Source organism: Myxococcus sp. MxC21-1, from assembly GCF_032612255.1.
Classification (GTDB): Bacteria; Myxococcota; Myxococcia; order Myxococcales; family Myxococcaceae; genus Myxococcus; species Myxococcus virescens.
In genome coordinates, this window is record NZ_CP123278.1 from 3808303 (window position 1) to 3833972 (window position 25670).

Consider the following 25670-nt stretch of genomic DNA (forward strand, 5'->3'; position numbering starts at 1 on the left):
CGCCTATGCCTCCTCCGACAGCGCCGAGTCTCCGAAGAGCGCCTTCTTCGTCTGGTACATCGCCTTGCGAGCCGAGGTGAGGACCTCCAATGGCTGGTTCTTGTCCTCCACCACCGCCTGCAACAGCTTGTAGCCCTGGATGGAGCACGCGCCGCCCAGGCCGTGGATGGCCAGCAGCTTGTCCTCCAGCACGCGCTTCTTGTTGAGCAGCGAGGGCTTCGTCGCGAGCATCTGCTGCATCATCGACAGGGCGCCCGGGGTGCCCGTGGAGCCGATGGCCGCGTACACCGCGGCGCGCTCGTCGGGCGTCTTCTTGTCGAAGCCGGGCTCCCGCACCAGGCGCATCAGGTCCGCGTAGCCCTTGTCGCGGTCGAACTCCGGCAGCAGCTTCGCCGCCAGCATGCGCACCTGGGAGATGGAGTCCGTGAGTGCGTCCGCGATGATGCGCCGGGCCTCGCCCGTGCGGCCGCGGCCGATGATGTTGAGCACCTCCAACTTCACCACCAGGTTGGGGCTCTTGAGCACCTGACCAAACATCTTCACGCGGTCCGGGTGGTTGCTCTTCTCCAGGATGTAGACCATGTCGCGCACTGTCTGCGGCCGCTCTGACATCAGCCGCGCGACGAAGGGGTCGGGCAGCTCGCGCGCGAAACCCGCGAGGGCGTCACAGAGCAGGGTGCGGTTGTCGGCGACCTCGATGCTCTCCAGCACCGACAGCAGGGGGATGATGGAGTCCCGGCCCAACACCTGGAGGTAGCGCGACACGTCCGCGGGGTTCTTCGGTCGCGTCGACTTGAGCGACTCGCCCACCCGCATCAGCCGCTGCTCCTCGCCCATCTTGTGGAGGAAGTTCTCCAACATCTTCGCCAGGTCCTCGCTGCCTTCGCGCTGGGACAGCGCGCGCAGCTTGAGGACGATCTGGTTGATGGTGCCGAAGTCGTCCTGGAGGAGGAGCATGTCCAGCAACTGCACGAAGATTTCCTCGAGCAGGGACGCGTCATCCACGCCGCCTTCCACCACCTGGAACACGGCGCTCACCAGCTTGGGGAACAGCCGGGCGTTCTCCTCCTCGGAGACTTCGCGCTGCAGCTTGGCCTTCAGCTCGTCCGAGGCATGCCGTCCACCCACCACGAGCCCGCGAATCTGCTCCACGCCGTCCAGCTTGGCGTCCAGGTCCTCCGCGGACACCCGCGCGAAGCGCAGGTAGTCATCCGAGTTCGTCTGCAAGCGCGAGTAGAGGTAGCCCACCACCTTGTCCACCTCGACCTGCACTTCCTCCTCGCTGGCGTTCTCCATGGAGAAGCCTTCCACCACCACGTACTCCACGTGCTCCATGCTCGCGCGCCACAGCTGCGCCAGCACGTCCTCCGCGCCGCGCTCCGGCTCGGACAGGGCGATGAGCGTGAAGGTGGTCAGCTCCTCCACCGTGAGACCCGGGCGGAAGATGAGCTGCCGGATGCCGTCGCGGAAGAACTTGTAGGGCAGCGGGGTGTCCTCGGAGAACAGCGACTCACCGAGGAGCAGGAAGTTCTGCTGCTCCACCTTCATCGACAGGGGCCCGAACTTGTCGGTGTAGGTGGCAATCGACTCGAGCGCCTTCCCGAGGAACTCCGGGAAGCGCGACTCGTTGTGGCGATACATCCCGATCTGCTTGATGCCCTTGAGCAGGTGGAAGGCGAACGTCTTCGCCAACTCAACCTTTTCGCGTGCTTCAGGCGAAAGCTGGGGCTCCGCGTTGGATTCCTGGATGGCTTTAGGGGGGTGGGCCATGCTGTCACCCGAGCCTAACCCGATTTTGGACGGCCACCCAGGAGTCGGCCCGTGGAAGTCTCATGGCTTGGGTGTCGTCCCCGTGACGGGGCATGAGAATGACGGGGATTCCTGGTTGTGTTGCCAAATGCGTCATCCGCCGGAACGGGGTGACGTCCATGGCGCGATTGCTGACGTGCTCGCTGCTGCTGGTTTCGTTGACGGGGTGTTTCCGGATGAGCCTCCGTTCCGGAGCGCCGCGCGGAGGAGCGCCCGAAGAGCAGACCGGCGTGAGCCTGGTCGCCGGGCTGACGACCTCGAACGTGGTGGCGCCGGAGTGCCAGCACGGCTTCTCCCGCGTGGACGTGTATTGGCCGTGGTGGAGCCCCATCCTCTACGCGGCGACCTTCGGCATCGTCGCGCCGTTGCGCACGGAGTACGTGTGCGCGGAGGCCGCGGAGGCCGCTGGCCCCGTGCGGCCCGAGCCCGTGCCGTCCTCCCACTCGCCGCTCTGAGCGAGACGGCCCGGGTGGGTGCCCGCCGCCTCCTGGACGGGATTTCAGGAGGCACGCCGCACCCGCCCTGGAAATGAGCGGGGCGGCGAGGATTGCTCCTCGCCGCCCCAGGTGTCTCAGCAGTGTTTCACCCGACCTCCAGGAGGAGGCCCGGGCACGTGGCCTACGCCTCCTTCTGCGGCGGCGGGGACATGGCGGCGCTCTGGCCCTTGAGGGCGGAGCGCAGCAGGAACAGCGTCAGGCCGGCGAAGAAGAGCAGGCCCCAGAGGTTGGACCACAGCGGGTGGGCGTGTTCGCTCTCGCCCACCATGTTGAGGAAGCCGCCCAGGCCGCCCTGGTTGCCCAGCAGGGCCGGCAGGTTCAGCGCGCGGGTGCCTGCTCCGTCGGTGGCGATTTCCAGGAAGGCGATGAGCACGCCCGCGATGGAGCCACCGGCGATGAAGCCGGAGGAGAGCAGGGTGCCCGGCGAGAAGTCGGACTCGCCGCCGCGGATGCGGTCCACGAAGTAGCGCACCATGCCACCCACGAAGAGCGGCGCGCTGCTGCTGATGGGCAGGTACACGCCCACCGCGAAGGGCAGGGAGGACACGCCGCACAGCTCCAGCATCAGCGCGATGAACACGCCCAGGAGCACCAGGTCCCACGGCAGCTTCTGGGTGAGGATGCCGTCGATGATGAGCGAGAACAGCTGCGCCTTGGGCGCCGCGTAGCGCGTCAGCTGCTGGCCTTCATAGACGCTGACACGGCCGCCGATGCCCGGGTCCACCACGTACTGGATGGTGTCGGACTCATCGAGCAGGTACTTGCCCGCGGGCACCGGCGTGTCCGCGCCGCGCACGAAGCCTTCCTTGTAGGTGCGCTCCGGGCCGTCCGTGACGGCGCCCAGGTCCGCTACCTTGATGGGGGCGCCGCTGGAGACGTTGAGCGTCACCGCGCCCAGGTCCTGCGAGGACACGTCGCGCCAGCTGCGCAGCTCCATCGCGCCGCTCTGCGTGTTCAGCTCGTAGCCCTGCGCCCAGACGGCCTTGCGCAGCGCCGCCTCGTCCAGGCCGCGGGCCGCCATCGCGTCAGCGGAGACGGCCCAGGAGAAGGTGTGCTGGACGCGCGTCTCATTGGAGAACTCCGTCACCTTCACGCCCGGGTGGGGCTCGGGGATGGTGACGGTGGCGCCGCGGTTGAGCGTCACCAGCACCAGGCCGATGAACATCGCGCTGGTGAGCACACCGACGAACAGCGCCAACTGCTGGCGCCGGGGCGTACCGCCCACCAGGAAAGCCGTCTTGAGGTCCTGCGCGGTGGTGCCGCCGTTGGACGCGGCGATGCCGACGATGGCCGCCGTGGTGAGGGCCATGAAGCGGTCCTCGGACGACGTCCAGCCCATGAGCAGGTACACGAGGCAGGTGATGAGCAGCGTGGCCACCACCATGCCGGAGATGGGGTTGGACGAACTGCCAATCTCACCGGTGATGCGCGCGCTCACCGTGACGAAGAAGAAGCCGAAGATGACGATGAGGATGGCGGAGATGAAGTTCACCTCCAGCGGCGGCGCCAGCCAGATGGCCAGCACCAGCAGCGCGCTGCCACCCAGCACCACGGTGATGGGCAGGTCCTGCTCCGTGCGCAGCAGCTGCGGCATGGCGCCCTGACCCCGCGACGCCTTCAGCGACTCCAGGCTGCGCTTGAAGGCCCCGACGATGGTGGGCAGCGAGCGGATGAGGCTGATGAGACCGCCCGTCGCCACGGCGCCCGCGCCGATGTAGAGCACGTACGCATTGCGAATCTGGTCCGGCGACATGTCCCGGATGAGCTGGCCGTTGTGCATCAGCAGCGGCGTCTCCAGCCCGCTGCCGAAGAACGAGATGGCCGGGATGAGGATGAGGTAGCTCAGCACACCACCGGCGAAGGTGATGGCCGCCACGCGGGGGCCGATGATGTAGCCCACGCCCAGCAGCTCCGGGCTCACCTCGGTGGAGACGGTCGCGCTCTTGAGCCCCTGCAGCGGCGTGCTCAGCACCTCGCGGAACAGCTTCATGCCGGAGTAGGCGAGCTTGTAGACACCGCCCACGATGAATCCGGTGATGACGGTGCGGGCGTTGGTGCCGCCCTGCTCGCCGACGATGAGCACGTCCGCGCTGGCGGTGCCCTCCGGGTAGGGCAGCCTGCCGTGCTCCTGGACGATGAGGCCCTGGCGCAGCGGAATCATCATCAGCACGCCGAGCACGCCGCCCAGCGCCGCCGTGAGGAAGGCGTGGGTGAGGCTGATGTCGTAGCCCAGCAGCAGCAGGGCGGGGAGCGCGGCGGCCACACCGAAGGCGAGCGACTCACCGGCCGAGCCCGTCGTCTGGACGATGGTGTTCTCCAGGATGCTGGAGTTGCCCAGGGCCCGGAAGATGGCGATGGAGAGCACCGCGACGGGAATGGACGCGGAGACCGTGAGGCCCACCTTGATGGCCAGGTACACGGACGAGGCGGCGAACACGATGCCCAGCACCGAGCCGAGCACCAGGGCTCGAATCGTCATCTCCGCCGGAGACTTGTCGGGGGGGACGTACGGGGTATGGGCGACTTTCGCGAGTGTCTGCGCGACCGGGACGCGATCCTCGGAGATTGGCGGCGAACCGTGGGCCAAGCGGGGGGCTCCTTCGAAGGGAAACCGACTCCTTCTAGCAGGCCCCCGGCTGGCCGTGAAACAACGCCCTCAAATGACAAGCGCCTCCGCCGGTAGGGCAGAGGCGCTTCGGAGCGGGCCAGCCCCGGAATGCTGGGGCAACAGGCTGGGTCAATCCCGGCTCACTGCTGGGCGGCGATGGCCTCGGGGTCCACCTCGGCCATGAGCGCGGCCAGCTCCGACTTGAGCTTGTCCTTGGCGCGAATCTCCAACTGGCGGGCGCGCTCGCGCGAGAAGCCGAAGTGCTCCCCCAGCTCCTTGAGCGTCATGGGGCGCTCGTTCATGACGCGTTGCTCGATGATGAAGCGCTCACGCGGGTCCAGGCGCATCAGCGCGGTACGGACGCGGGCGTTGATGAGGCCTGCCTCCTCCTTGTCCGCGAACTCGTCGTCCTGCGCGGCCGCGGCGCTCACCACGAAGTCCACGTGGCTGTTGCCGCCGTCCTCCCCCATGGGCGCGTCCAGCGACAGGTCACGGCCACCCATGCGCTGCTCCATCTCCCGCACCTCGCCCGGCTTCACGTGGAGCCGGCGGGCGATGTCATCCACGTTCACCGCGGCGTCACCGCTGCCAAACTTCTCCAGCTCGCGGCGTGTGCGGGCCAGACTGAAGAACAGCTTCCGCTGCGCCTGGGTGGTCCCCAGCTTCACGAGCGACCAGCTCTTGAGGATGTAGTTCTGGATGTACGCGCGAATCCACCACACCGCGTAGGAGATGAGGCGGATGCCCTTGTCCGGATCGAACTTCTGCACGGCCTTCATCAGGCCGATGTTCCCCTCCTGGATGAGGTCCGACATCTTGATGCCGTACGAGCGGTACTCATAGGCGACCTTCACCACGAAGCGCAGGTTGGCGGTCACCATCCGGTGCCCGGCCGCCAGGTCGCCCTTGAGGAAGCGGCGCGCGAGCTCCTGCTCCTCCTCCACCTTGAGGAGGGAGTAGTGGTTGATCTCCGAGAGGTACATCGCCAGGGAGCCGGAGTTGGACGACTGCTCGGTGGATGCCTGCATGAATGATTTCTCCGCCGGTGGGCCTCGCGGTGAGGCCGGGATGGATGGATTTCGTCTGACGACGTGACGAAGGGATCTTGAGCAACAGAAATGCCAACCTGCCCCGAAGGGCCATTCCCAATGTCTGCGAGGGGTTGGCGTGCTCCAGCGGCGCGTACAGCGCCGCAATCCTGTAACCGTTACGTCGCACCGGCATGAATCGCCGGATGCGCTAGCTGTAGGAGCTTCAGAACTGTTCGCATTCAAGCCTCCCGGGGGCTGCGCAGGGCCGTGCTCCCAGTGAGGGCGCGGCCATTGGAGCGATGCCCGTCACACGACGTGGCCGCCCGCGGGAAAAGGCGTAACGACGCCCCGGGCCGCTGACACACCCGGGCCGCCGGCACGCGCGGTGGGCGGCCGGCGGCCAGGCGCGAGGACCGAGGTCCGGGTGTCAGGAAGCGCGCGCTTGGGGCGGGCGAGTGCCCTCGCTGGCGACGCGCTGGGACTCCGTGAGAACAGCGCGTCTCAAGTCCGTCAGCAGCCGCGTCGCCTCTCCCTGCTGGAGCGGGCGACCGCCAAAGCGGGCTTCCAGGTAGCGCCGGGTGACGGGCGTCAGGGCGGGGGACAGCGGGTGCCGCTCCCGGGCGAGCCGAGCGTCCAGTGCTTCCAGTGTCTCACCGTCGACGCGTGTGATTCGCGCGGAGGCGAGCTGCGCCTCCACCGCGTCCGCGAAGCGCGTGGCCGCCAACGGCCGCTCGCGCGACTGGAACTGCGTCAGCAGCCGCCAGGCGGTATAGGCCGCGGCGGCCGCGAGCAGCGCGGCACCAAAGGCCCGGGGGCGGCGTGCGGCTGGGCGGCTCGTCCTTCTTCGGGACCTCGCGCGAGCGAGTGAGCGAGCGGACGACGGTCAGCTGATCGCGGAAGTTGTAGTCCAGGACGACGTCACGCCACTGCGACTCCACGACTTCATAGAAGTTGATGAGCTGCTCCAGCAGGCGAGGGGACTGGCTCGCGCGGTGGGCCGGCGGCGTCGCGTCCACGGTGATGAAGCCGCGCCCCGGCACCAGCACGTGCGTCCAGGCATGCGCATCACCCGCGCGGACCACGTAGCCCCCGTCACGCGCTCGCCGCCGAAGAAGCCGGTGGCCAGCCGCGCCCGCATGCCCTGGGTGCGCAGCATCAACGTGAGCGCGGTGGCGAAGTGCTCGCAGTGTCCCTGCTTGCGCTGGAAGAGGAAGTCGGCGACCGGGTCCGGCACGTCGCCGCTCAACTCCAGCGTGTAGCTGTACTCGCGTTGCAGCCACGCGGACAGCTTCCGCGCGGCGGCCAGCGGGTCGCGTTCGCCATTCAGCACCCGTGCGGCCGTCTGGCCGACGCGGACGTCCAGCCCCTCCGGTAGCGACAGCAGGGCATCCTGCTCCTCCGGGGGCAGGTCCTGGACGTCGTCGCCGCTGGCGCCGGGCGGGAGGCTGTAGGCCTCATATGAATACGAGATGCCGGAGTCGCGGAAGCGCACCTCGCCGCCGCCCAGTTCGTGGATTTGCGTGCGCCGGGAGCCCACCTGCGTGTTGGCCACGGCGTTGCCCAGTCGCGAGGGCGTCTCCAGCGCCACCAGTGTGCGCGCGCCGTACGCGGGCATCAGCTCCACGTGCTGGTGGACCAGGTTCTCCTGGCCCGGACGCAGCGTCGTCATGAACTCGGAGCCGTGGCTGGTGGCGCGCGCGTTGGACCACTCCATGCCGTCGAAGACGTCATAGGTGCGGCCCACCCAGTACGCGTCGAGCGTTTCCTTCTCCGGGTCCGGGGTCAGGGTGGCGCGCAGCACGATGCGCGGGTTGCCCTTGATGGTGCCCGCGCCGCCCAGGCGCACGGTGTTGGAGAAGCCCGCGGTGGCCACGCCCAGGCCGGGCGAGGCGCCGGGGCCAATCATGTTCCAGTTGAGGCGGGGGAAGAGGATGAAGAAGGCCACGGCGCCCACCACGGCGAAGCCCACGCCCATGGCCAGCGGGCCCATCACCGCGCGCACCGGCACCGGCTCGCCTTCGGGGACCGCGGACTCCACCACGCCCAGCGCCAGGGCGATGCTGGCCAGCACGCCGAAGACAATCAGGAAGAGGCCGTAGACGAGCTCGCCGGAGAGCGCCGCGCCGCCCGCCACCATCAACAGGCCGGACAGGTGGACCGGCCATCGGTGGCCGCGTCCGGCGTGGACAGCAGGCGCTGCGCGGAGATGAGGCCGGCGAAGGCACAGGCCGCCACCACCAGGTTGAGCGAGCCCGCGAGCACGTTCGTGCCCAGCGTCAGCGCCACGGCCAGCAGCAGCAGCGCGGTGAGCTTCACCCGGTTGGCGAAGGGGCGCCGCCCCGCCAGCGCGACCACCAGGGCCACGCCGTAGAGGACCAGCGACCAGAGGGGAGCTGGCCCGACACCGCCATGGAGGCGAAGGCGGACCCGGAGCCCAGGTCTCGCAGCACCAGCCTCAGCCGCGTGCCCTTCCTCATGCCGCCTCCTCGCCACCGCGCGGGCGCTCGTACCCCAGCCACGCCAGCGCCCGCAGCAGGCGCCGCTCCTGGGCCGTGCCCGCGGCGGGCCGGATGCGCTCCTCCGGCGTGTCCAGGCCCACCTCGTGACCTTCCTCGATGAGCCGGTGGGCCAAGGCGGCCACTTCCTCGCAGCGGCGCTCGAGCGCCTCCGCGTCGAGCCCGTCCGCCACCGTCAGCACGAAGGTGCGCCGCTCCTCGTGCTCGCGCTCCACCCGCAGCAGCTTCCCGGCGGAGGCGCTCTTCATCCAGTGGATGCGCCGGGCGTCCTCTCCCGGCGCCAGCTCGCGCAGGCCGCTCAGGTCTCCGTTGCCGTCATTGCGGCGGGGGTTGCCCGCGTCGCCCACGGGGCCTTGCTCCGGCGCGCCCGGGTCCTGACAGGCGTAGGTCCGCCGCGGGTAGATGAGCAGCGTGCTCTCCAGCGGAAAGGTGCGCGTCTTGGCGAACAGCCCCAGCGGCCAGGTGGTGGTGACACGCACGCCCGTGAGCAGCACGGGCCCGCGCTGGGGCGCGGTGAGGTCCGCTCGCACGACGTGGTCCACGCCCGCGGGCAGGTAACCCACGCCGCCCGCGCCGGTGAGCGGCGAGTCCGCCTCCGACAGCGTGAGGGCGAAGGCGTGGCCCTGGCCGCGGGAGATGGCCCACCGGAAGGCGAAGGGCTCCTGGGCGAAGGCCGCGTCCGCGCCCACGCGCCGCACCGACAGGTAGCGCAGGCAGCGCTCGGACAGGACGCCCGACACCACCACCATGCTCAGCAGCAGGCCCAGCAGCAGGTAGAGGAGGTTGTTGCCGGTGTTGAGCGCGCCCAGGCCCACGCCGAACGTCACCACCAGATAGGTGCGTCCGATGCGCGTCACCTTGAGGGTGCGCGGCGGGCGGAGCCGCGAGCGAACCCGGGCCCACCATGACGGCAGCCGGGGCTTCACCGGGGCGCCGGGACCTTTCGGGCAATCTCCTCCAGCAGGTGCGCCGCCTCGTCGCGCGCGGTCAAGCCCTGCACGGCGCTGCGCAGCATGATGCGGTGGGCCCAACAGGGCACCAGCACCGCGCGGACGTCACCGGGCGTGGCGAAGTCCCGGGCGTCCCACAGCGCGTGGGCCCGTGCGGCCGCGCCCAGCGCGAGCACCGCGCGAGTGGAGGCGCCTCGCTCCAGGTCGCCATGCGAGCGTGTGGCCGTGGCCAGCCGCACCACGTAGTCCGCGACCGATGCGTCCAGCCTCAGCGCCGCGGCGAACGAGCGCAGGGACGCCAGCTCCTCGGGCTCGGAGACGGTCTCCACCGCGTCCAGGGGCGGCGTGCCGTCGCGGGTGACGAGCAGCCCGGCCTCCACCTCTGGCGTCGGGTGGCCCAGGGACATGCGCACCATGAAGCGGTCCAGCTGCGAGTCCGGCAGCGGGTAGGTGCCGGAGAAGTCCACCGGGTTCTGCGTGGCCACCACCGTGAAGGGCGCGGGCAGCGCGTGCGTGGCGCCGTCCAGGGAGACCGCCCTGGGCCATGGCCTCCAGCAGCGCGGACTGGGTGCGCGGCGGGGCGCGGTTCAGCTCATCCGCCAGCACCAGCTGCCGGAAGAGGGGACCGGGGCGGAACTGGAAGGTGGCCGTCTGCGCGTGGAAGACCTGGGCGCCCAGCACGTCGGCGGGCATCAGGTCCGCGGTGAACTGGACGCGGGCGAAGCTCAGGCCACAAGCCTTGGCCAGGGCCTCGGCGAGCGTCGTCTTGCCCACGCCCGGGACGTCCTCCAGCAGCACATGGCCGCCGGCGACCAGGGACGTCACCACGAACTGGAGTTGGGAGGATTTTCCCTGCACCGCGCGGCCCAGCTGGGTGGCGATGCGTTCCATCGCCGAGCGCGCGTTTGCGGGGGAAGGCACCGGGGAGAGGGCGCGGGCAGGCTGGTTCATCTGCCGCCACTGTAGCCGACTCCCTCGATTGCCAACACGCTTCGCGTCCGGGCTTGCGGCGCGGACGCTCCCTCCCTCCCGAGGCGGCGAAGCGCCTACGCCAGGAAGACATCCTCGGGCGTGTAGTAGGCAGGGCGCGGCGACGTCCCTGTGCCCACACCGAAGTACCGGAACATCCGCTCGTGGTGGGTGGCCAGGCCGCGCAGCTGGACGGGGCGCTCCACCAGGCCTCGCGTCAGGACGCCCACGGCGCTGTCCTTGAACTCCCGCAGGTGGGTGAAGTCCAGGACGACCTCACACCCACTCAGGGCGCTCAGAGAGGTCCGGACCTCTTCCGCCGTCTTGCCGTCCAGCGTGCCTTCCAGCCGCAGCGTCACGGAACCTGCGGACTCCTCACGGTGGATCTGTAGCCCCGACATTGCTGTGCTCTCCAAGTTGGCGCGGAGCCTGGGTTGGAGCGTCATCGCTCCAGTCCTTCCACGGAGGACCCGTGGGGTTCTCCCGCCCGGCGCACAGTGCACATGGTCCGCGGGTTTGGTTACCCCCCACATTGCAACTTTCTCGCGACTGTCGTGCAGCCGTCGCAAGGCTTGTTGCTCAGCGCTCAGCTCTTCTGGCCATTCGTCTTCTGGGCCTCTCGCAGCGTGAGCTGCTTCTCCTGAGCGGCCTTCAGCTTGCGGAATTCCTTCACGACCTTGGCGGGGTAGCCGGCCATGAACTTCGTGCGCGCTTCCTTCTTGGCCAGGATGCGGCGGGCCAGCCCGGGGCCGGCGTTGTAGGCGACCAGGGCCTTCTCCACGGTGCCGAAGCGCTGGATGAGGTCCGCCAGGTACGCGGTCCCCAGCTCCACGTTGGTCTCCGAGTCGAAGAGGTTGCTGGCGCGGCCCAGCCGCAGGCCGGCCTTGTCCGCCAGCCAGGTGCCGGTGTCCGGCATCACCTGCATCAGGCCCATGGCCCCGACGTGGGACACCGCGTAGTTGTTGAAGGAGCTCTCGCAGCGGATCACCGCCACCACCAGGAGCGGGTCGATGTTGTTGCGAGCCGCCTCCCGGACGATAGCCACCGCCAGCCGGCGCTGCTGCCGGGCGGGGAGGCCAGAGGCCTTCACCATCTCCGTGATGCCCAGGGCCTCGGCCTCGGCGTAGTGGGCCTCATCCTCGTAGAGGTGCAGCTTCGCCAGGGTCGCCTTCAGCTCGGCGTCGCGCTCGGCCAGCTTCGCGCGCAGCTCCGTCACCTCCAGCCCCTCGCCCTGGGCGCCTTCCGGCACCTGCACCGGAAACGCGACCGCCCCCGTCCCCACCATCCAAGCCGCCACCGCCACCGTCCAGCCCCTCATCCCACCCCTCCCGGCGCCGCAGTGCCGCTCGCGCCCCGTGCACTCCTACGGATGTACTGACCTGCCGACGGAGCAACGCCTAAGCAGCCCGCGTGCCAGAGGTCGCACGTGGCGTGTTTCTCCTTAAGAGCGCCAACGAATTTGCCGTTGCTGGCGCGCGGGATTCCCCGGTGGCGCTGAAAAAATGCCCGGGTGGGGAAGTGCCGTTCCCAACGGGAGACTGTGAAAAGGACCGGGTTGCCCGTCCGGGTTCCTGTTCCTAGGTTTGCCCGCGCCAGGCTGTGGTGCGTGGGGAGGTGCGGCGTGTACTGGACGATGGGAATCATCCTGTTGGTGTTGTGGGGGCTGGGGCTGACCACCGGCTCCACCGAGGGTTACTGGGTCCATCTGCTGCTGCTGTTCGCGATGGTGGCGCTCCTGCTGGCGGTGGTGTCTCAGGGCCGCCGGGCGGCCTCGGCGTGAGGCGCGGGGCGCCCGAGGTGACGGGAGTGGAGCTGCCCCGGGACTCCGTGGGCTTCACGCGCCGCGAGTGCCCGGAGTGTCAGCGGCCCTTCAAGACGCGTCCGGGGCCCATGGACTCGCGCGCGGTCCTGCACAAGCTCCTGGGCTTCTACCCCTTCGAGAACGCCCACGAGTGCGTGGAGGGCATTCCCGTCTGGGGCTGCCCGTACTGCGGCTACCGTGCGGAAGCGGACGCCTTTCTCACGCCCGCCCAGCAGGGGCACCTGGAGGCCGTGGCGCGCGGCTGGGCCAACCACGTGCGGTACGAGCAGCTGGCGCACGTGGCGCGCACGCTGTCCGTCAACCCCAGGCCGACGTTCGTGGCGGTGGAGCCGGAGGCCCTGCCGGGCCCCATGGAGCCAGAGCCGGACGAGCTGCTGCGCGTCATGCCCATGCTCTGCTGTGGCGAAGAGGTGAAGGTCATCTGGGAGTGGGACCAGGCACTCCACTGCTTCTCCTGCGGCGCGCGGCATGATCCGATGAGCGGCCGCCAGCAGGTGGAGCTGCGCTTCGTCTCGGAGTAGCGCCCGGGGTGGACGCGGGCGGGCGGTGACGGCAGGCTGGAGGGGACATGACGTGGGTCTCCCCCGGGCCATGCTCGCGTGCCTGCTCCTGGCCGCGGGCGCCGCCGCCGCGCACGACGCCGACATCCTCTATATTGAAGCGCACCGCGCCCGGCCCGAAGCGCCTGAGGTCCGTCAGATTCTGACGATGACGCCGGAGACGCTGGCCTTGCTCCTGGGCGACGCGGATGGGGGCTCGCTCCTCACGCGGAGTGGACTGGACGCGCGGCGTGACGCCATCGCCACGGGCATCTGGGATGCGATGCCGCTGGCTTCCGGAGCCTTGCCGTGCGTGCGGACCGCGCACGCCGCGGCGCCGAGGCAGGCCTTCGTGGAGCTGTCCGCCACCTTCACGTGCCCGCCGGGTGGAATGCGCCAGCGCTTCCTGCTGCTGACGCGGCTGCCGCCGGAGTACCGGGTGATCCTGGGCAGTGTGAGGGAAGGGGAGGTTCCAGGCGCCGTGTTCGCGGATGCCACGCGGCCGGAAGTGGACGTCCCGGAAGGCGGACGCGGCACGCCGCTGCTGAGCCGCTTCGCGGGCTGGGTGGGCCTGGGCGTGCGCCACATCTTCGAGGGCGTGGACCACCTGGCCTTCCTGCTGGCCGTGCTGCTGGTGGGGGCGGCTGGAGGCGGGTGTTGCTGCTGGTGACGTCCTTCACGGTGGCGCACTCGCTCACGCTGGGGGCCGCCGCGCTGGGCTGGGTGGTGTTGGACGGAGTCCAGGCCCGGTGGGTGGAGGCCGCCATCGCCGCGTCCATCATCTATGTGGCGGTGGAGAACCTGGTGCTGCGCGAGCACCGGCACCGGGTGCTCGTCACCTTCCTCTTCGGGCTGCTCCACGGCTTCGGCTTCGCGGGCGTGCTGGCCGGCTACGGCCTGGGCGAGTCCGTGGTGACGGCGCTGCTGGGCTTCAACGTCGGCGTGGAATTGGGCCAGGCGGTGGTGGTGGCGGTGTTGCTGCCCATCCTCCGCATGGTCCAGCGCCGTCCGGCTTTGCACACGAGGGCCGTGAGGGGACTGTCCATCGGAATCCTCGCGGCTGGTGGGTACTGGATGGTTGAACGCGCCCTCGGTTGAATCCCGCGCTCGGCGTTCCTACGTTGGCGACTTGAAGGTAGGGAACAGGGGGACGTCAATGGGTGCGAGGCATACCCGGTTGGCCGCGGCGCTGGCCGCCGCGTGGGAGGCGGAGGTCGTCTCCGCCCGGCGGATGACGGCGCTGGCGGAGCGAATCGCGGATGCGAGGGTCCGGGCACGGCTGATGGTGTTGGCCGCGTTCTGCCGGGCTCACGCGTCGCGATTGCTCGCACGGCTGGCCGCGCTGGGCCGAGGTCCACTGCCGGTTCCTCCCGAGGACATCGAGCTGGATTCGGATACGTTGCTGGAACTGCGCCGCGAGGGGCCTTCGCCCGCGCGTCGGCCGCCCGCTATGAGACGACCGCGGAGCTGGCCCGTCAGCAGGCGGATCTCTCCTCCGCGTGGGTCTGCGAGCTGAATCGCACCGAGGAGCAGGACCGCTCCCGGGAGCTGCTGTCCCTGGCCGAAGGGGCCCTGGGGCCCGTGGTCCACGCCGACGCGCCGGCCAGCGCCGCCCCAGGTGACTCATGAGGGAATGACATGGGTTTCTCGCTCTGCCGGTGACAGTTACCGTGCATTGGGCGTAGAAATCCGTTCATGGCGAAGGAGAGCTACAACGACCTCATCTTCCAGCTGGGCGATCTGGCTCGGGACAGGTTGCCGGGCAAGCCCACCTGTCCCCGTTCCATGGACCGCGTCTACCGCGCCGAAGAGGCGGTGGTGGCGCGCCGGGATGAACTGGCGGCGCTCGAGCAGGAGATGAACGACGAGGACGCGGCGTATTCGGACTTTCTCGCCGAGCAGGGCGAGGAGCGGGCGAAGCACGCCGTCATCGTCAAGAAGTGGAAGAAGGCGGTGGACGCCATCGACGGCAAGGTGAAGGAGCTGCGCAAGACGCTCGCGTCTCGCAAGGCCGAACAGCGCTACGCCGAGGATGGTCTGGTCAAGCTCGAGGAGAAGATCAGCGACATGGAGCTGACCGGCGAGCCGCCCGACAAGATCGAACTGGCCCGCGGCAACCTCAAGAAGAACCGGCTCCAGCAGATGCGGCTCGGTCGGCAACTGGAGGATCTGGAGTCCAGCCTGGCCACCGCCCTCACGCCCGTGCCCGGTCAGCCCGGCGCGGCCGGCATCCTGGCGCACAAGCGCATGCTGGAGATGGAGGACGAGGCGGAGGAGCGGAAGCTCGACCACGAGCACCGCATGGCGGAGCTCGACCAGGCCATCGCCGCCAAGGAGGAACAGGTCCAGGCGGCGGAGGATTATCTGGATCAAGCACTGTTCCTCCTGGGCGAAGACGTGTATGCACAGCGCATCAACGATGCGCAGCTCGCACCGTTCTACCCGCGGTTGGATCGCGCGCAGTGAGAGAGGCACCCGCCCGTAGTGCTTGACGGCGGAGACCTGTCTGCTACATTGCGCCGCTTCCTGGCGACCGCGGGGACGCGTGCAGTCCAGGTCATTGAACTTATTGGGTTTTTCCGCGCCACCAGCGCGCTGGCAGTGAGGACGACGTGAAGGGTCTGATTGGCAAGAAGATCGGCATGACCCAGGTGTTCAACGATGAGGGCAACCTCGTCCCGGTCACGGTGATCGACGTGGGCACCTGCCAGGTCGTTGGCAAGCGCACCCCGGAGAAGGACAGCTACTCCGCGGTGACTCTGGGCTTTGGTGAGATCCGCGAGAAGATTCTCAACCTGGCCGAGCGCGGCTTCTTCAAGAAGGCCAACGCGCCTTACCGCCGCCACCTGAAGGAATTCCGCGTCACGCCGGAGGAGGCTGCCTCCTTCAACGTGGGTGACGCCGTCAAGGCGGACATGTTCGCCAAGGGCGAGCTGGTCGACGTGACCGGCATCACCAAGGGCCGCGGTTTCTCCGGCGTCATGCGCCGCTGGAACTTCAAGGGCTCGCAGACGAAGACGCACGGTACGCACGAGTACCAGCGTCACCCGGGCGCCATCGGTCAGCGTAAGACGCCGGGCCGCGTGTACCCGAACAAGAAGATGCCCGGTCACTACGGCGTGGATCAGGTCACCACCCAGAACCTGACCGTGGTGGACGTGGACGTGGAGAAGGGCCTGGTGCTCGTGAAGGGTGCCGTCGCCGGCCACAACAACGGCGTCGTCTACATCCGCCCCAGCATCAAGGCGGCCATGCGCGCGCAGCACAAGGCCGCGCGCGGCGCGTAGTTCGCTGCTGAGCGTCTGAACGCTTGAAGCGCCCCGCTTCCGGGCCCGATTCGTCGGGCATCCGGGCGGGGCGTTTGTCTTGCGGGGCAGGGTGCGTGCGGTTTCCGCGGGTGGGCAGGTGTCTGCCCCGCGTGACGACCCGGCTGCCTGCTTCATCACGTCCCGTGCCGTGGGATGCCCCGGAAACGTTGACCGGTGGGCGTCCGGTGGGGACGACCGTGAAAAGAATTCCGACTCCAGGCCACCTCGGCTTGTCGGTCGTGGAAGCCGTGCGCACATCCAGGCCCCACGGAGGAGTCTGAGCGTCAGGTGACGCGGACTCCGTGGCTCGGGGAGTTCCTTGCACTCCCGCTCATGGCGGCCCACCTCACGGGCCGGGCAGGATTATGATCGCACGCACGCTCTGCGCCTTTGCTTCGTTGGCCGTCTCGCTGGCGGCGCCGGTTGCCGCGGCACAGGACGACGAGAACGTCCTGGACAACGTCGTCGTCCGCAACCGGCTGTACGAGCCGGGCGGCAAGTTGGAGCTGTCCTTCGGGGTCGGGCTGCCGCTCCAGACACACCTGACGGCGCACTACGTCTTCAACGCCGGGGTGGCCTACAACCTCTTCAACACCTTCGCGGTGGAGGCTCGGGCCGGCTACGCGGCCAGCCGTCACACGGGCCTGGCGCGCTCCATCTCCGAGAGCTTCCTCAACCGCGAGGACAAGCGCGTCACCGACGAACTGGAAGACCTCTGGCAGATGAACCTGCACGGGGTGGCAGGTGTCCGCTGGGCGCCCATCTACGGAAAGCTCAGCCTGCTGTCGGACCTGCCGGTCCACTTCCAGACCTACGTCTGGGGGGGCGGGGGCCTCGCATCGTTCAAGCGCAACTCCGTGATCCAGTGCACGCAGGTGGTGAACCGCGAGCTGGGCATCTGCGACAACCGCACGTCGGTGGATGATCGCGGGTCGGCCACCCAGAACTTCTGGGTGAATGAGTCGAGGGTCGCCCCGGTGGTGTCGGCGGCGGTGGGCTTCCGCTTCTTCATCCTGGATACGCACGGCGTGCGCCTGGAGCTGCGCGACTGGGTCTTCCGGGACAACTACCGCGTCAACCTGGAGCGCGATGCGTGGGAGGCGGGGCAGGCGACGGGTGAGCCCGCGCGCAGCCCTGGCCTCACGCACCTGATGCAGTTCGACCTTGGCTACACCTTCTCCTTCTAGGTCCACCTGACTATGCGACCGTTCCTGTCCCTCGCGCTCCTTGTTGCCACGGCCACGCAGGCCGCGCCACGCGTCCCGGCTCCGGCCTTCGCGTTGGCGCAGGTTCAGCAAGTGCCCGCGCCCGGTGCGGAGACGTCCGTGCCGCCACCGTCCACGCAGCCCCAGTCGCTCCCGGAGGCCCCTGTCGGGCCCGCATCCCGGCCTGAGCCGCTGGTGCCCGACGAAGCCACGGAAGCGTCCGCGCCGCCTGCGGGTGTCCGCCCCAACGCGGCCCCGGCGCAGGGCACCGACGAGGTGCCCGTGAGCGAGCCTTCCCGTGTTGACGACACCGCGCCGGTGCCCGCCGCCGAGCCCGCGCCCACCGTGGAGACGGACTCCGCTCCCGCGACGACAGACATGGCCGGGCAGGAGGCGCCGCCGGTTCCCGATGATGCGCCGGTGCTGGCGTCCGACCTGGGCTCCGATGCGCCGCGCACCACGGATGCGCAGCAGCAGCGGCTGGTGAACGGAGCGCCGCTCTACAACCCCAACGTGTCGGTGCACATCGTCCAGAAGAAGCGCTTCGCGGACGAGGGCCGTCACGAGCTGACGGTGTACCCGGCCGCGGTGCAGGTGAACGGGAAGTACACCCGCCACGCGGGCACGGCGGCGCACTACACCTACCACCTGCAGGAGAACTTCGCCCTCCAGGTGATGGGCCAGTACAACTGGTACTCGAACGAGAGCGACTTCAACCTGGAGCTCATCGACAAGGTCCGTGAGCAGGCGCAGGCGGCCTCGTCGCTGCTCCTGGTGTGGGGCGCCCACGCGGGCGTGGAGGTGACGCCGCTCTACGGCAAGTTCGCCTTCCTCAACAACTCGCTCGCGCAGTTCAGCGTGGTGCTCAGTGGCGGCGCGGGCATCGGCTCCACGCGCCACCTCATCCGCCCCGCCGTGACGAACGATGTGGAGGGCGAGTCGTTCCAGGTGCCCGCGCGCTTCGGTGACACGGGCACCAAGTTCATGGGCTCGGTGGGTGGCGGCTTCCGGCTCCAGTTCGGCGAGTCGTACGCGCTGCGCGTGGAGGTGCGGGACCTCATCTACACCGCGCGCGTGGACCGGGTGGACGGCTGCAACCTGGCGGACTTCGAGGCGCTCGAAGCGGCGCGTTCCACCAACCAGGCCTTCGCCTCGCTGAACCTGAGCGGGAGCTGCCGCTACGAGAAGTTCGACGGCGTCGACCCGAAGACGAAGAAGAACTACCGCGAGGACATCATCCTGGGCCGGGACCTGGTGGCCGAGCCGTCCTCGGACGTCCTCAACAACGTGAGCTTCTACGCCGGCTTCTCTGTCCTCTTCTGATGCTCAGGAAGGCCCGAACCGCCATGAAACGACTGCTCAGTCTCTTCGTCGCCCTGGCGCCGCTCGCGGTGTCCGCCCAGCCTGATTCGGGTGGCTACAACCGCGCGCTGGCCGCCTTCAACGCCGGTGACATGGACACCGCCGCGCCCCTCTTCTTCGAACTCGCGGAGAGCGCCTCCGACGCGGAGGTGAAGGGCAAGGCGGAGTACTTCCTCGGACAGGCCCTGGCCCAGAAGGGCCTGCCCGTGGCCGCCTTCATCGCCTATGCGGCCATCGTCAATGCCGGACCCTCGCACCCCTCGTATCTCAAGGCGGTGGAGGGACTAGTGGACATGCAGCAGCAACTGGATGAGCACAACCTCATCCCCAGCATCCTCAACCAAGCCTATACCGACGAGGTGCGCGACCGCTGGGTGACGCTGCCCAAGGAAGTGCTCGCGCGCATCAACTACCTGGTTGGCACGGTGAGCCAGCGCAAGAGCCGCTTCGAGGAAGCGCGCTCGCTGCTGGAGGCGGTCCCCCAGGACAGCCGCGTGTATGCGAAGTCTCGCTACCTGCTCGGCGTGGTGCTGGCGGACCCGCGCTTCCCGGGCCGTCCCGGCGAGGCCTCCGTGTTGGACAAGGACGCGCTGGCCGCCTTCAACGCGGTGCTGGCCGCGAAGGAGGGGCAGCTGGACTTGCGCGCCACGCAGCACCTGGCGCTCATCGCCCTGGGTCGGCTCCACTACCGCCGCGGTGAGTACACCGACGCCAGCGCCGCTTATGAGCGGGTGCCACGCTACTCGCGCTACTGGGACCAGGCCCTCTTCGAGAACGGCTTCGCGCGCTTTCAGAACGAGGACTTCGGCGGGGCGCTCGGCAGCCTCCAGGCGCTGCATGCGCCGCAGTTCGCCGGGGCCTTCCAGCCCGAGTCGTGGATTCTCAAGGCGACCGTCTATTACTACTCGTGCCTCTACGACGAGGTGAAGACGACGCTGGCGGCCTTCGACGAAATCTACGGGCCCATGGAGCGGCAACTGGAGCCTTTCACCGGGGAGGACGTGCCGCTGGTGCAGTCCTTCAATCTGGTGGCGGCGGAGAACCGCCGGTTGCCGCGTCCGGTATACCTGTGGCTGCGCAACAACGAGCGCATTCGCGAGGTGATGCGGATGCTGGAGCGCGTGGACAACGAGAAGCGTGCGCTGACGAACGGACGCTGGCGTGGCACGCCGCTGGCGGCCCAGTCCACCGCGTCGCTCGAGGAGGTGCGCGGGACGCTGCTTCAGGTGGGCGGCACGTTGGCGCAGAGCCGCATCCGTGAGGCAGCGGACAATCTGCGGACCTTCTCCGACCAGGCGGAAATCATCCGCGTGCAGACGGCATTGGACGAGAAGGATTTGCTGCAGGCCGGGGTGGACCAGAAGGCGCTGCTGACGCGGCAGTCGCTGTATCGCCCGAAGATGCCGGGCGCGGCCTGGAACTACTGGAAGTTCCAGGGCGAGTTCTGGATCGACGAGATTGGTTATTACCAATACACGCTGAAGCGTGGCTGCCCGGCGAAGACCGCTGAACAGCAGCCGTAGGTTCACGAGCGCCGCCGTCACGCATGCACGTACCTTGAGGGGCCGGCTCCACGCGACACTGCGTGGAAGCGGCCCCTCTGTCGTTGTTGACAGTGCGCAAGCACCGTTCCACCGCCACTTCTCAATCCAGAAGTGCGCATCTACTTTCCGTCGTCCCTCGTCAGTGGGTGCTGGATTGCCCGCATGCCGGGTCGGCTTCACGGCAGGAGCTCGCATGAAGGTGGTTCTTCGTTTCGGTGCGCTGGCGGTGGGCGCGGTGCTCATCACTGGCGGGGTGGGAGAGGCGGCGGAAACGCAGGCCCGCAAGGGGGGGAAGAAGCCCGCCGCGGCGTCCGCGTCGAAGACCTCCGGTGCGTCCAGCAAGGCGGGCGGGAAGAAGAAGTCCGCGAAGGCCCAGGTCGACCGCAAGGCAGAGGAGAAGGCTCCGCCGCCGGGGGTTGCGCCGGAGGATGTGCGGCAGGGGCCGGCGCGCGTTCAGCCCGCGTCGGCGAAGTTCGCGGAGCTGCCCCGCATCCCGGACGCCAAGCGGGACGCGCTGGCGGACAAGAAGCGCGACGAGGCCATCGCCGCCTTCAAGCGCCTCATCCCCAAGCTGCGGGACGGCAATCCGCAGAAGGCGGAGATGCTCTACCGCCTGTCGGAGCTCTACTGGGAGAAGTCCAAGTACCTCTACCAGCTGGAGATGACGCGCTTCCTCGCGGCGGAGAAGGAATACGACGCGGCCGTGGCGCGCGGCGAGAAGGTGGAGCCGCCCAAGAAGAATCACGCGGACAGCGAGCGCTACCGCACCGAAACGATGGGCATCTACGAGGACATCCTCCGCGCGTACCCGGACTATCCGCAGCGCGACGAGGTCCTCTTCTCCATGGGGTACAACTACTACGAGCTGGGGCGCCGCGAGGACGCGGTGGCCCGCTACGAGGAGTTGATCCGCGACTTCCCGAAGTCGCAGTTCGTGCCGGACGCGTACATCCAGCTCGGCAACCACTACTTCGAGAACAACAAGCTCATCCCCGCCAAGGAGAACTATGAGAAGGCGCGGGACTCGGGCGTGCCGAAAATCTACGGCTACGCCGTCTACAAGCTGTCCTGGTGCGACTACAACACCGGCGACTACGAGCTGGGGCTGAAGAAGCTCCACGAGGTGGTGGACTACGCGGCGAAGAGCCCCGAGCTGGGTGACCTGCGCACCGAGGCGCTCAACGACCTGACCGTCTTCTACGTCCAGCTGGACCAGCCGAAGGAAGCCATCGCCTACTTCAAGGCGAAGGCGCCGGCGCAGCGCGTGGGCCGCCTGCTGGCCAAGACGGCCGCGGGCCTGGTGGACGCGGGCCACTTCGACAGCGCCATCCTCACGTACCGCACGCTCGTGGACGACGAGCCCATGGGCGCCAGCGCGCCGGAGTACCAGCAGGCCATCGTCCGCGCCCACGAGGGGCTCCGCCAGCGCCAGCTGGTCCGCAAGGAAATGAAGCGGATGGTGGACCTCTACAGCCCCGGTGGCGAGTGGTGGAAGGCCAACGAGGGCAAGACGACCGTCCTCCGCAACGCCTTCAACGTCACCGAAGAGGCCATGCGCGTCATGGTCACCGAGTACCACCAGGAGGCGCAGAAGACGCGCCAGGTGGAGACCTACCGGCTGGCGCGTGACATCTACAAGCAGTACGTGGACGCGTTCGCCTCCAACGCGAACCCGGACTTCGTGGCGGACTCCGCCTTCAACCTCCGCTTCTTCTACGCGGAAATCCTCTGGGCCCTGGAGGAGTGGGAAGCGGCCGCGGCCGAGTACGACGCCGTGGTGGCCTTCAAGATTCCGGACCGCGACACCGCGCGCGAGGTCTCCAACGAGACGTACCGCAAGAGCGCTGGGTACAACGCCATCCTCGCCTACGACAAGCTGGTGAAGATCGAGCGCGGCCAGCTCGCCAGGAGCGACCTGCGTGACGGCCAGAAGGTCGACGAGAAGAAGGACAAGGGCGACGTCGCCAAGCAGAAGATCGTCAAGCGCGACGCGAAGGACCGCGAGGAAGAGGCGCTCACGAAGTTCGAGGACCGGCTGGTCGCCGCGTGCGACGTCTACGTGAAGCTGTATCCGAACACGCAGGACGAAATCGACCTGCGCTACCAGGCCGCCGTCATCCTCTATGACCGCAGCCACTTCGTGGACGCGGCCCGGCGCTTCGGCGAAATCATCGAGAAGTTCCCCGAGGAGCGCCGCTCGCGCGACGCGGCCGACCTCACCATGTACGTGCTGGAGAGCCGCGAGGAGTGGCTCGAGCTGAACACGCTGTCGAAGAAGTTCCTGGAGAACAAGAAGCTGGCCAAGCCCGGAACGGACTTCGCCGTGCGCGTCAGCCGCGTCGTCGAAGGCAGCCAGTACAAGTGGGTGGACGAGGTCGTCTACAAGAAGGAGAAGAACCCGAAGAAGGCCGCCGAGGAGTTCCTCCGCTTCGTGTCCGACTTCCCCAAGTCAGAGAACGCGGACCGTGCGCTCACCTACGCGATGGTCATCGCGCAGGAGGCGGGCGAAATCGACAAGGGACTGGCCGCGGGTGAGCGCTTCCTCAAGGAGTACCCGCGCAGCCCCTTCGAGCTGAAGGCGCGTTACTCGCTGGCGGGCCTCTACGAGAAGGTCGCTGAGTACCGGAAGGCAGCCGTCATGGCGGAGTCCTTCGTGGCCAGCTACGACGCCGCGATGAAGGCGGACGATGCCAACGGCAAGCGCAAGGCGACCAAGACGGCCGCCAAGGCGAATGTCGCGCCGGGCGCCGAGGACGCGGAGTCCAAGCGTGAGCGGAAGGCCGCCGAGCGCAAGGCGCTGCTGGAGGAGGCCGGCGGCTGGCTGGCGGACGCGCAGTTCAATGCGGGCGTCTGGTGGGAGGGCGCGGGTGAACCGCAGAAGGCCGTGGCCGCCTACAACACGTATGTCTCCCGCTTCAAGGACCGCAAGGACGTGCCGCAGGTGGCCTTCGCGGCGGCGCTCGCGTGGGAGAAGGAGAAGAAGTGGAGCGAGGCGGCCCGGGCGTTCGGCGCCTTCGCGGAGACGTACGGCCGTGACTCGCGCTCCAGCTCCGCGCAGGTGTACCAGGCGCGCTACCACGAGCTGCTGGCGTACGAGCAGCTGAAGAACGTACGCGAGCAGGAGCGCGTGCAGGGCGAGCTGGTGCGGGCGTGGAACCGGCTGCCGGAGAGCGCTCGCAAGGACGCGGCGGTGCTCAATGCCTACGGCCATGCGCGCTTCCTGTCGCTGGAGCCGGCGTGGAAGCGCTACGTGGGCATCCGCTTCTCGCGGGTGAGCACCATCCGACGGGACCTGGCGGCGAAGCAGAAGGAGATCCAGCGGCTGGAGAAGGAGTACCTCGCCGTCCTGTCCACCGGCTCCGGTGACTGGGGCATCGCGGCGCTCACGCGCATCGGCCTGGCCTATGCCGACTTCGCGCGCAACATCATGGACTCGCCGGACCCATCCGGGCTCGATGAGGAGCAGCTCGCCATGTACCGCAGCGAGCTGGAGAACCTGGCGTTGCCGCTGGAGGACAAGGCCGCCGAGGCCCTGGAGAAGGCGCTGGAGAAGGCCTACGAGCTGGGCGTCTACAGCCCGTGGACCCTGGCCGCGCAGGACCAGGTGAACCGCCTGCGTCCGGGGGCCTACGCGCAGGTGCGACAGGTGAACTACCGCGGCAGCGACACACTCGTCCGCTCGGACCTGGTGCGCGTGCTGGAAGGCGCCACCGCGACGACGCCGGTCCCGGAGGATTCCTCGAAGCCCTCGGATGACGAGGCGCAGGCACCCACGGCGGCGCGCGGGGAGGTGCTGCGATGAAGCCGTTTCGCATCGATTCCTTTCAGGTTGGGGCGGGGAAGACGCAGATGACCTGGTTCCGTTCGCTCCTCGTCGGCTCGCTGGCCTTTACGGCGGCGTGCGCCTCGGGGCCTCAGAAGAAGCAGACCACCGCGCCGGAGGTGACGCCGCCCGCGGCGCAGCAGCCCGCGCCCGAGCAGAAGCCGGTGCCGCCTCCCGCGCAGAAGTCCGGCAGCGCGCAGTCCGCCTTCGCGGCGGCGCTCCAGTCCTATGAAGCAGGGGACCTGGACGGCGCGCGCAAGGGCTTCGAGGCGGTGGTGGACGAACTGCCGCAGAGCCTCAACGCGCAGTTCAACCTGGGCGTCATCGCGGAGCGCCAGGGCCGTCCGGATGACGCGCGCGTGGCCTACGAGAAGGTCCTCCTGCTGGACCCGGCGCACGTGCCCGCGGTGGTCAACCTGGGCGTCATGTACCGGGAGCAGGGGCGGTTGGACGAAGCCATCGCGTTGTTCCAGCGGGCGCTGAAGACGCCGGGGCGCGAGTACGACGCGTCGCTGCTCAACAGCCTGTCCGTCACCTATCGCGTCGCCGGAAAGCTGGACGAGTCCGAGGCCGCCGCGCGCCGCGTGCTGGTGCGCAACAAGGACAACCCGGGGGCGTACAAGAACCTGGCGCACGTGGCCTACGCACGGGAGAAGTACCGGCTGGCGGAGCTGCTGGCCGGCAACGCGCGCAAGCACTCGGAGAACGACCCGGCGCTCTACAACCTGCTGGGCATGGTCTACCTGAAGCTGGACGACCGGGCGCGCGCGCTGGTGCAGTTCCAGAAGGCCATCTCCCTGGATGCGAAGTTCACCCCGGGCTACCTCAACCTGGGCGCCCTGGCGCTGAGCTACCGCGACTACGTGGGCGCCGAGCGCTCCTTCGGCAAGGCCGTGGAGCTGGAGCCGGGTTCGCCGGACGCGACGCTGTACCTGGCCTGGGCGCTGGACGGGCAGAAGGGGCGCGACCCGAAGAAGGGCACGGCCGCGGGCGAGGCGTTCGAGAAGGTGCTGGCCACGCGCTCGGACCTGCCGGAGGCCGTGTGCGGCGCGGGCTGGGCGTATGCGTCGGACCGCGCGGGCTGGCAGAAGGCCATCGCGTTCCTCGACCGCTGCAAGGGCCTGGAGACGACGACCGACAATGACAAGCAGATGATCACCGCCAAGGTCCAGGGCCTGCAGAACATGCTCAAGGCCCCACCGCCCGAGGCCGCGCCCGCCACCGCGGAAGGCGAAGAGGGTGGCGCTCCAGCGGATGAGGCCATTGGCGGCGGTGGTGCGCAGCCCTCGCAGGGCGCCGAGGGCGTGGCGCCTGGACAGGGCTCGGATGTGGCGCCGGCAGGCGATGCCACGGGCGGCGCGGGCGCCCAGCCTGGGCAGGGCACGGATGCGATGCCCGCGGACGGCGCGACCGGTGGCGCGGCCACCCAGCCCGAGCAAGGCACTGGCACGACGCCAGAGGATGACGCCACGGGGGGCTCGGGTTCCGAGCCCACTCCGGACGATGCTTCGCAGGGTGATGCCTCCAGTGGCAGTGGGGCGCCGATTGCTCCCGCTGGGGAAGGTACGCCCGCGGGCAAGTGAAGCGGCTTCCCTGGGGGCGCGGCGCTCGTCGCTCGCACAGTGGGCGGGGCTGGGTTGGACAGGCAGGCTGGAGTTTTGACGAAGAGGGACGGAACTTTTTTCCC

Annotated in this window: 22 protein-coding genes and 1 pseudogene; 13 read left to right on the forward strand and 10 right to left on the reverse strand. The window is 68.8% G+C overall.

Annotation, left to right across the window (positions count from 1 at the left end):
- Positions 1 to 3: 3 nt before the first annotated feature.
- Positions 4 to 1770, reverse strand: coding sequence for a HEAT repeat domain-containing protein (locus QEG98_RS17695; protein ID WP_316567465.1), 1767 nt, complete (start codon positions 1768 to 1770; stop codon positions 4 to 6).
- Positions 1771 to 1928: 158 nt separating this feature from the next.
- Between QEG98_RS17695 and QEG98_RS17700 the strand changes: the two genes are divergently transcribed.
- Positions 1929 to 2264, forward strand: coding sequence for a hypothetical protein (locus QEG98_RS17700; protein WP_316567466.1), 336 nt, complete (start codon positions 1929 to 1931; stop codon positions 2262 to 2264).
- Between the two features lie 163 nt (positions 2265 to 2427).
- On the opposite strand, the gene QEG98_RS17705 is transcribed toward QEG98_RS17700, so the two are convergent.
- The 9 genes and pseudogenes from QEG98_RS17705 to QEG98_RS17745 form a co-directional block, all read right to left on the reverse strand.
- Entirely contained in the window at positions 2428 to 4893 is a 2466-nt protein-coding gene (locus tag QEG98_RS17705; protein ID WP_316567467.1) for an OPT family oligopeptide transporter, read from the reverse strand.
- Positions 4894 to 5054: 161 nt separating this feature from the next.
- Positions 5055 to 5942, reverse strand: a complete 888-nt coding sequence (locus QEG98_RS17710) for an RNA polymerase factor sigma-32 (protein ID WP_316567468.1) — start codon at positions 5940 to 5942, stop codon at positions 5055 to 5057.
- Between the two features lie 430 nt (positions 5943 to 6372).
- Positions 6373 to 6669 (reverse strand): DUF4129 domain-containing protein, encoded by a 297-nt coding sequence (locus QEG98_RS17715; protein ID WP_316567469.1) that lies wholly within the window; start codon positions 6667 to 6669, stop codon positions 6373 to 6375.
- Positions 6670 to 6828: 159 nt separating this feature from the next.
- Positions 6829 to 8082 carry a DUF3488 and transglutaminase-like domain-containing protein gene (locus tag QEG98_RS17720; protein WP_316567911.1) on the reverse strand — a complete coding sequence of 418 codons (1254 nt, stop codon included), beginning with the start codon at positions 8080 to 8082 and terminating at the stop codon, positions 6829 to 6831.
- Positions 8082 to 8309 (reverse strand): hypothetical protein, encoded by a 228-nt coding sequence (locus QEG98_RS17725; protein WP_316567470.1) that lies wholly within the window; start codon positions 8307 to 8309, stop codon positions 8082 to 8084. Before QEG98_RS17725 ends, QEG98_RS17720 begins: the two co-directional genes overlap by 1 nt.
- A 109-nt stretch (positions 8310 to 8418) precedes the next feature.
- Entirely contained in the window at positions 8419 to 9387 is a 969-nt protein-coding gene (locus QEG98_RS17730) for a DUF58 domain-containing protein (protein WP_316567471.1), read from the reverse strand.
- A pseudogene (locus QEG98_RS17735) lies at positions 9384 to 10362 on the reverse strand (AAA family ATPase). The gene QEG98_RS17730 and the pseudogene QEG98_RS17735 overlap by 4 nt, the downstream one beginning before the upstream one ends.
- Before the next feature lie 95 nt (positions 10363 to 10457).
- Positions 10458 to 10781, reverse strand: a complete 324-nt coding sequence (locus tag QEG98_RS17740; RefSeq protein ID WP_090491309.1) for an STAS domain-containing protein — start codon at positions 10779 to 10781, stop codon at positions 10458 to 10460.
- Positions 10782 to 10966: 185 nt separating this feature from the next.
- Positions 10967 to 11698, reverse strand: a complete 732-nt coding sequence (locus tag QEG98_RS17745) for a lytic transglycosylase domain-containing protein (RefSeq protein ID WP_316567472.1) — start codon at positions 11696 to 11698, stop codon at positions 10967 to 10969.
- Between the two features lie 303 nt (positions 11699 to 12001).
- On the opposite strand from QEG98_RS17745, the gene QEG98_RS17750 reads away from it, so the two are divergent.
- From QEG98_RS17750 to QEG98_RS17805, 12 genes are all read left to right on the forward strand, one after another.
- Positions 12002 to 12160 carry a lmo0937 family membrane protein gene (locus tag QEG98_RS17750; RefSeq protein WP_020478757.1) on the forward strand — a complete coding sequence of 53 codons (159 nt, stop codon included), beginning with the start codon at positions 12002 to 12004 and terminating at the stop codon, positions 12158 to 12160.
- On the forward strand, positions 12157 to 12723 hold the full coding sequence (locus QEG98_RS17755) for a hypothetical protein (protein WP_011553398.1): 567 nt from the start codon (positions 12157 to 12159) through the stop codon (positions 12721 to 12723). The genes QEG98_RS17750 and QEG98_RS17755 overlap by 4 nt, the downstream gene beginning before the upstream one ends.
- 52 nt (positions 12724 to 12775) lie before the next feature.
- On the forward strand, positions 12776 to 13411 hold the full coding sequence (locus QEG98_RS17760) for a hypothetical protein (protein ID WP_316567473.1): 636 nt from the start codon (positions 12776 to 12778) through the stop codon (positions 13409 to 13411).
- Positions 13396 to 13839, forward strand: coding sequence for a HupE/UreJ family protein (locus QEG98_RS17765; RefSeq protein ID WP_316567474.1), 444 nt, complete (start codon positions 13396 to 13398; stop codon positions 13837 to 13839). Before QEG98_RS17760 ends, QEG98_RS17765 begins: the two co-directional genes overlap by 16 nt.
- 58 nt (positions 13840 to 13897) lie before the next feature.
- Positions 13898 to 14257: a hypothetical protein gene (locus QEG98_RS17770; protein ID WP_316567475.1), complete on the forward strand. Its 360-nt coding sequence runs from the start codon at positions 13898 to 13900 to the stop codon at positions 14255 to 14257.
- 179 nt (positions 14258 to 14436) lie between these two features.
- Positions 14437 to 15207, forward strand: coding sequence for a hypothetical protein (locus QEG98_RS17775; protein WP_316567476.1), 771 nt, complete (start codon positions 14437 to 14439; stop codon positions 15205 to 15207).
- 146 nt (positions 15208 to 15353) lie between these two features.
- Positions 15354 to 16028: a 50S ribosomal protein L3 gene (gene rplC, locus QEG98_RS17780; RefSeq protein WP_090491314.1), complete on the forward strand. Its 675-nt coding sequence runs from the start codon at positions 15354 to 15356 to the stop codon at positions 16026 to 16028.
- A 386-nt stretch (positions 16029 to 16414) separates the two neighbouring features.
- Positions 16415 to 17236: an outer membrane beta-barrel domain-containing protein gene (locus tag QEG98_RS17785; RefSeq protein WP_316567477.1), complete on the forward strand. Its 822-nt coding sequence runs from the start codon at positions 16415 to 16417 to the stop codon at positions 17234 to 17236.
- Between the two features lie 12 nt (positions 17237 to 17248).
- The gene (locus QEG98_RS17790) at positions 17249 to 18577 is read left to right on the forward strand and encodes an outer membrane beta-barrel domain-containing protein (RefSeq protein ID WP_316567478.1); all 1329 of its coding nucleotides are present in this window, start codon (positions 17249 to 17251) and stop codon (positions 18575 to 18577) included.
- A gap of 23 nt (positions 18578 to 18600) precedes the next feature.
- Positions 18601 to 20139: a tetratricopeptide repeat protein gene (locus QEG98_RS17795; protein WP_316567479.1), complete on the forward strand. Its 1539-nt coding sequence runs from the start codon at positions 18601 to 18603 to the stop codon at positions 20137 to 20139.
- 214 nt (positions 20140 to 20353) lie between these two features.
- A complete protein-coding gene (locus QEG98_RS17800; protein ID WP_316567480.1) occupies positions 20354 to 23962 on the forward strand; it encodes a tetratricopeptide repeat protein in 3609 nt (1202 codons plus the stop codon).
- The gene (locus tag QEG98_RS17805) at positions 23959 to 25566 is read left to right on the forward strand and encodes a tetratricopeptide repeat protein (RefSeq protein ID WP_316567481.1); all 1608 of its coding nucleotides are present in this window, start codon (positions 23959 to 23961) and stop codon (positions 25564 to 25566) included. The genes QEG98_RS17800 and QEG98_RS17805 overlap by 4 nt, the downstream gene beginning before the upstream one ends.
- Positions 25567 to 25670 lie beyond the last annotated feature (104 nt).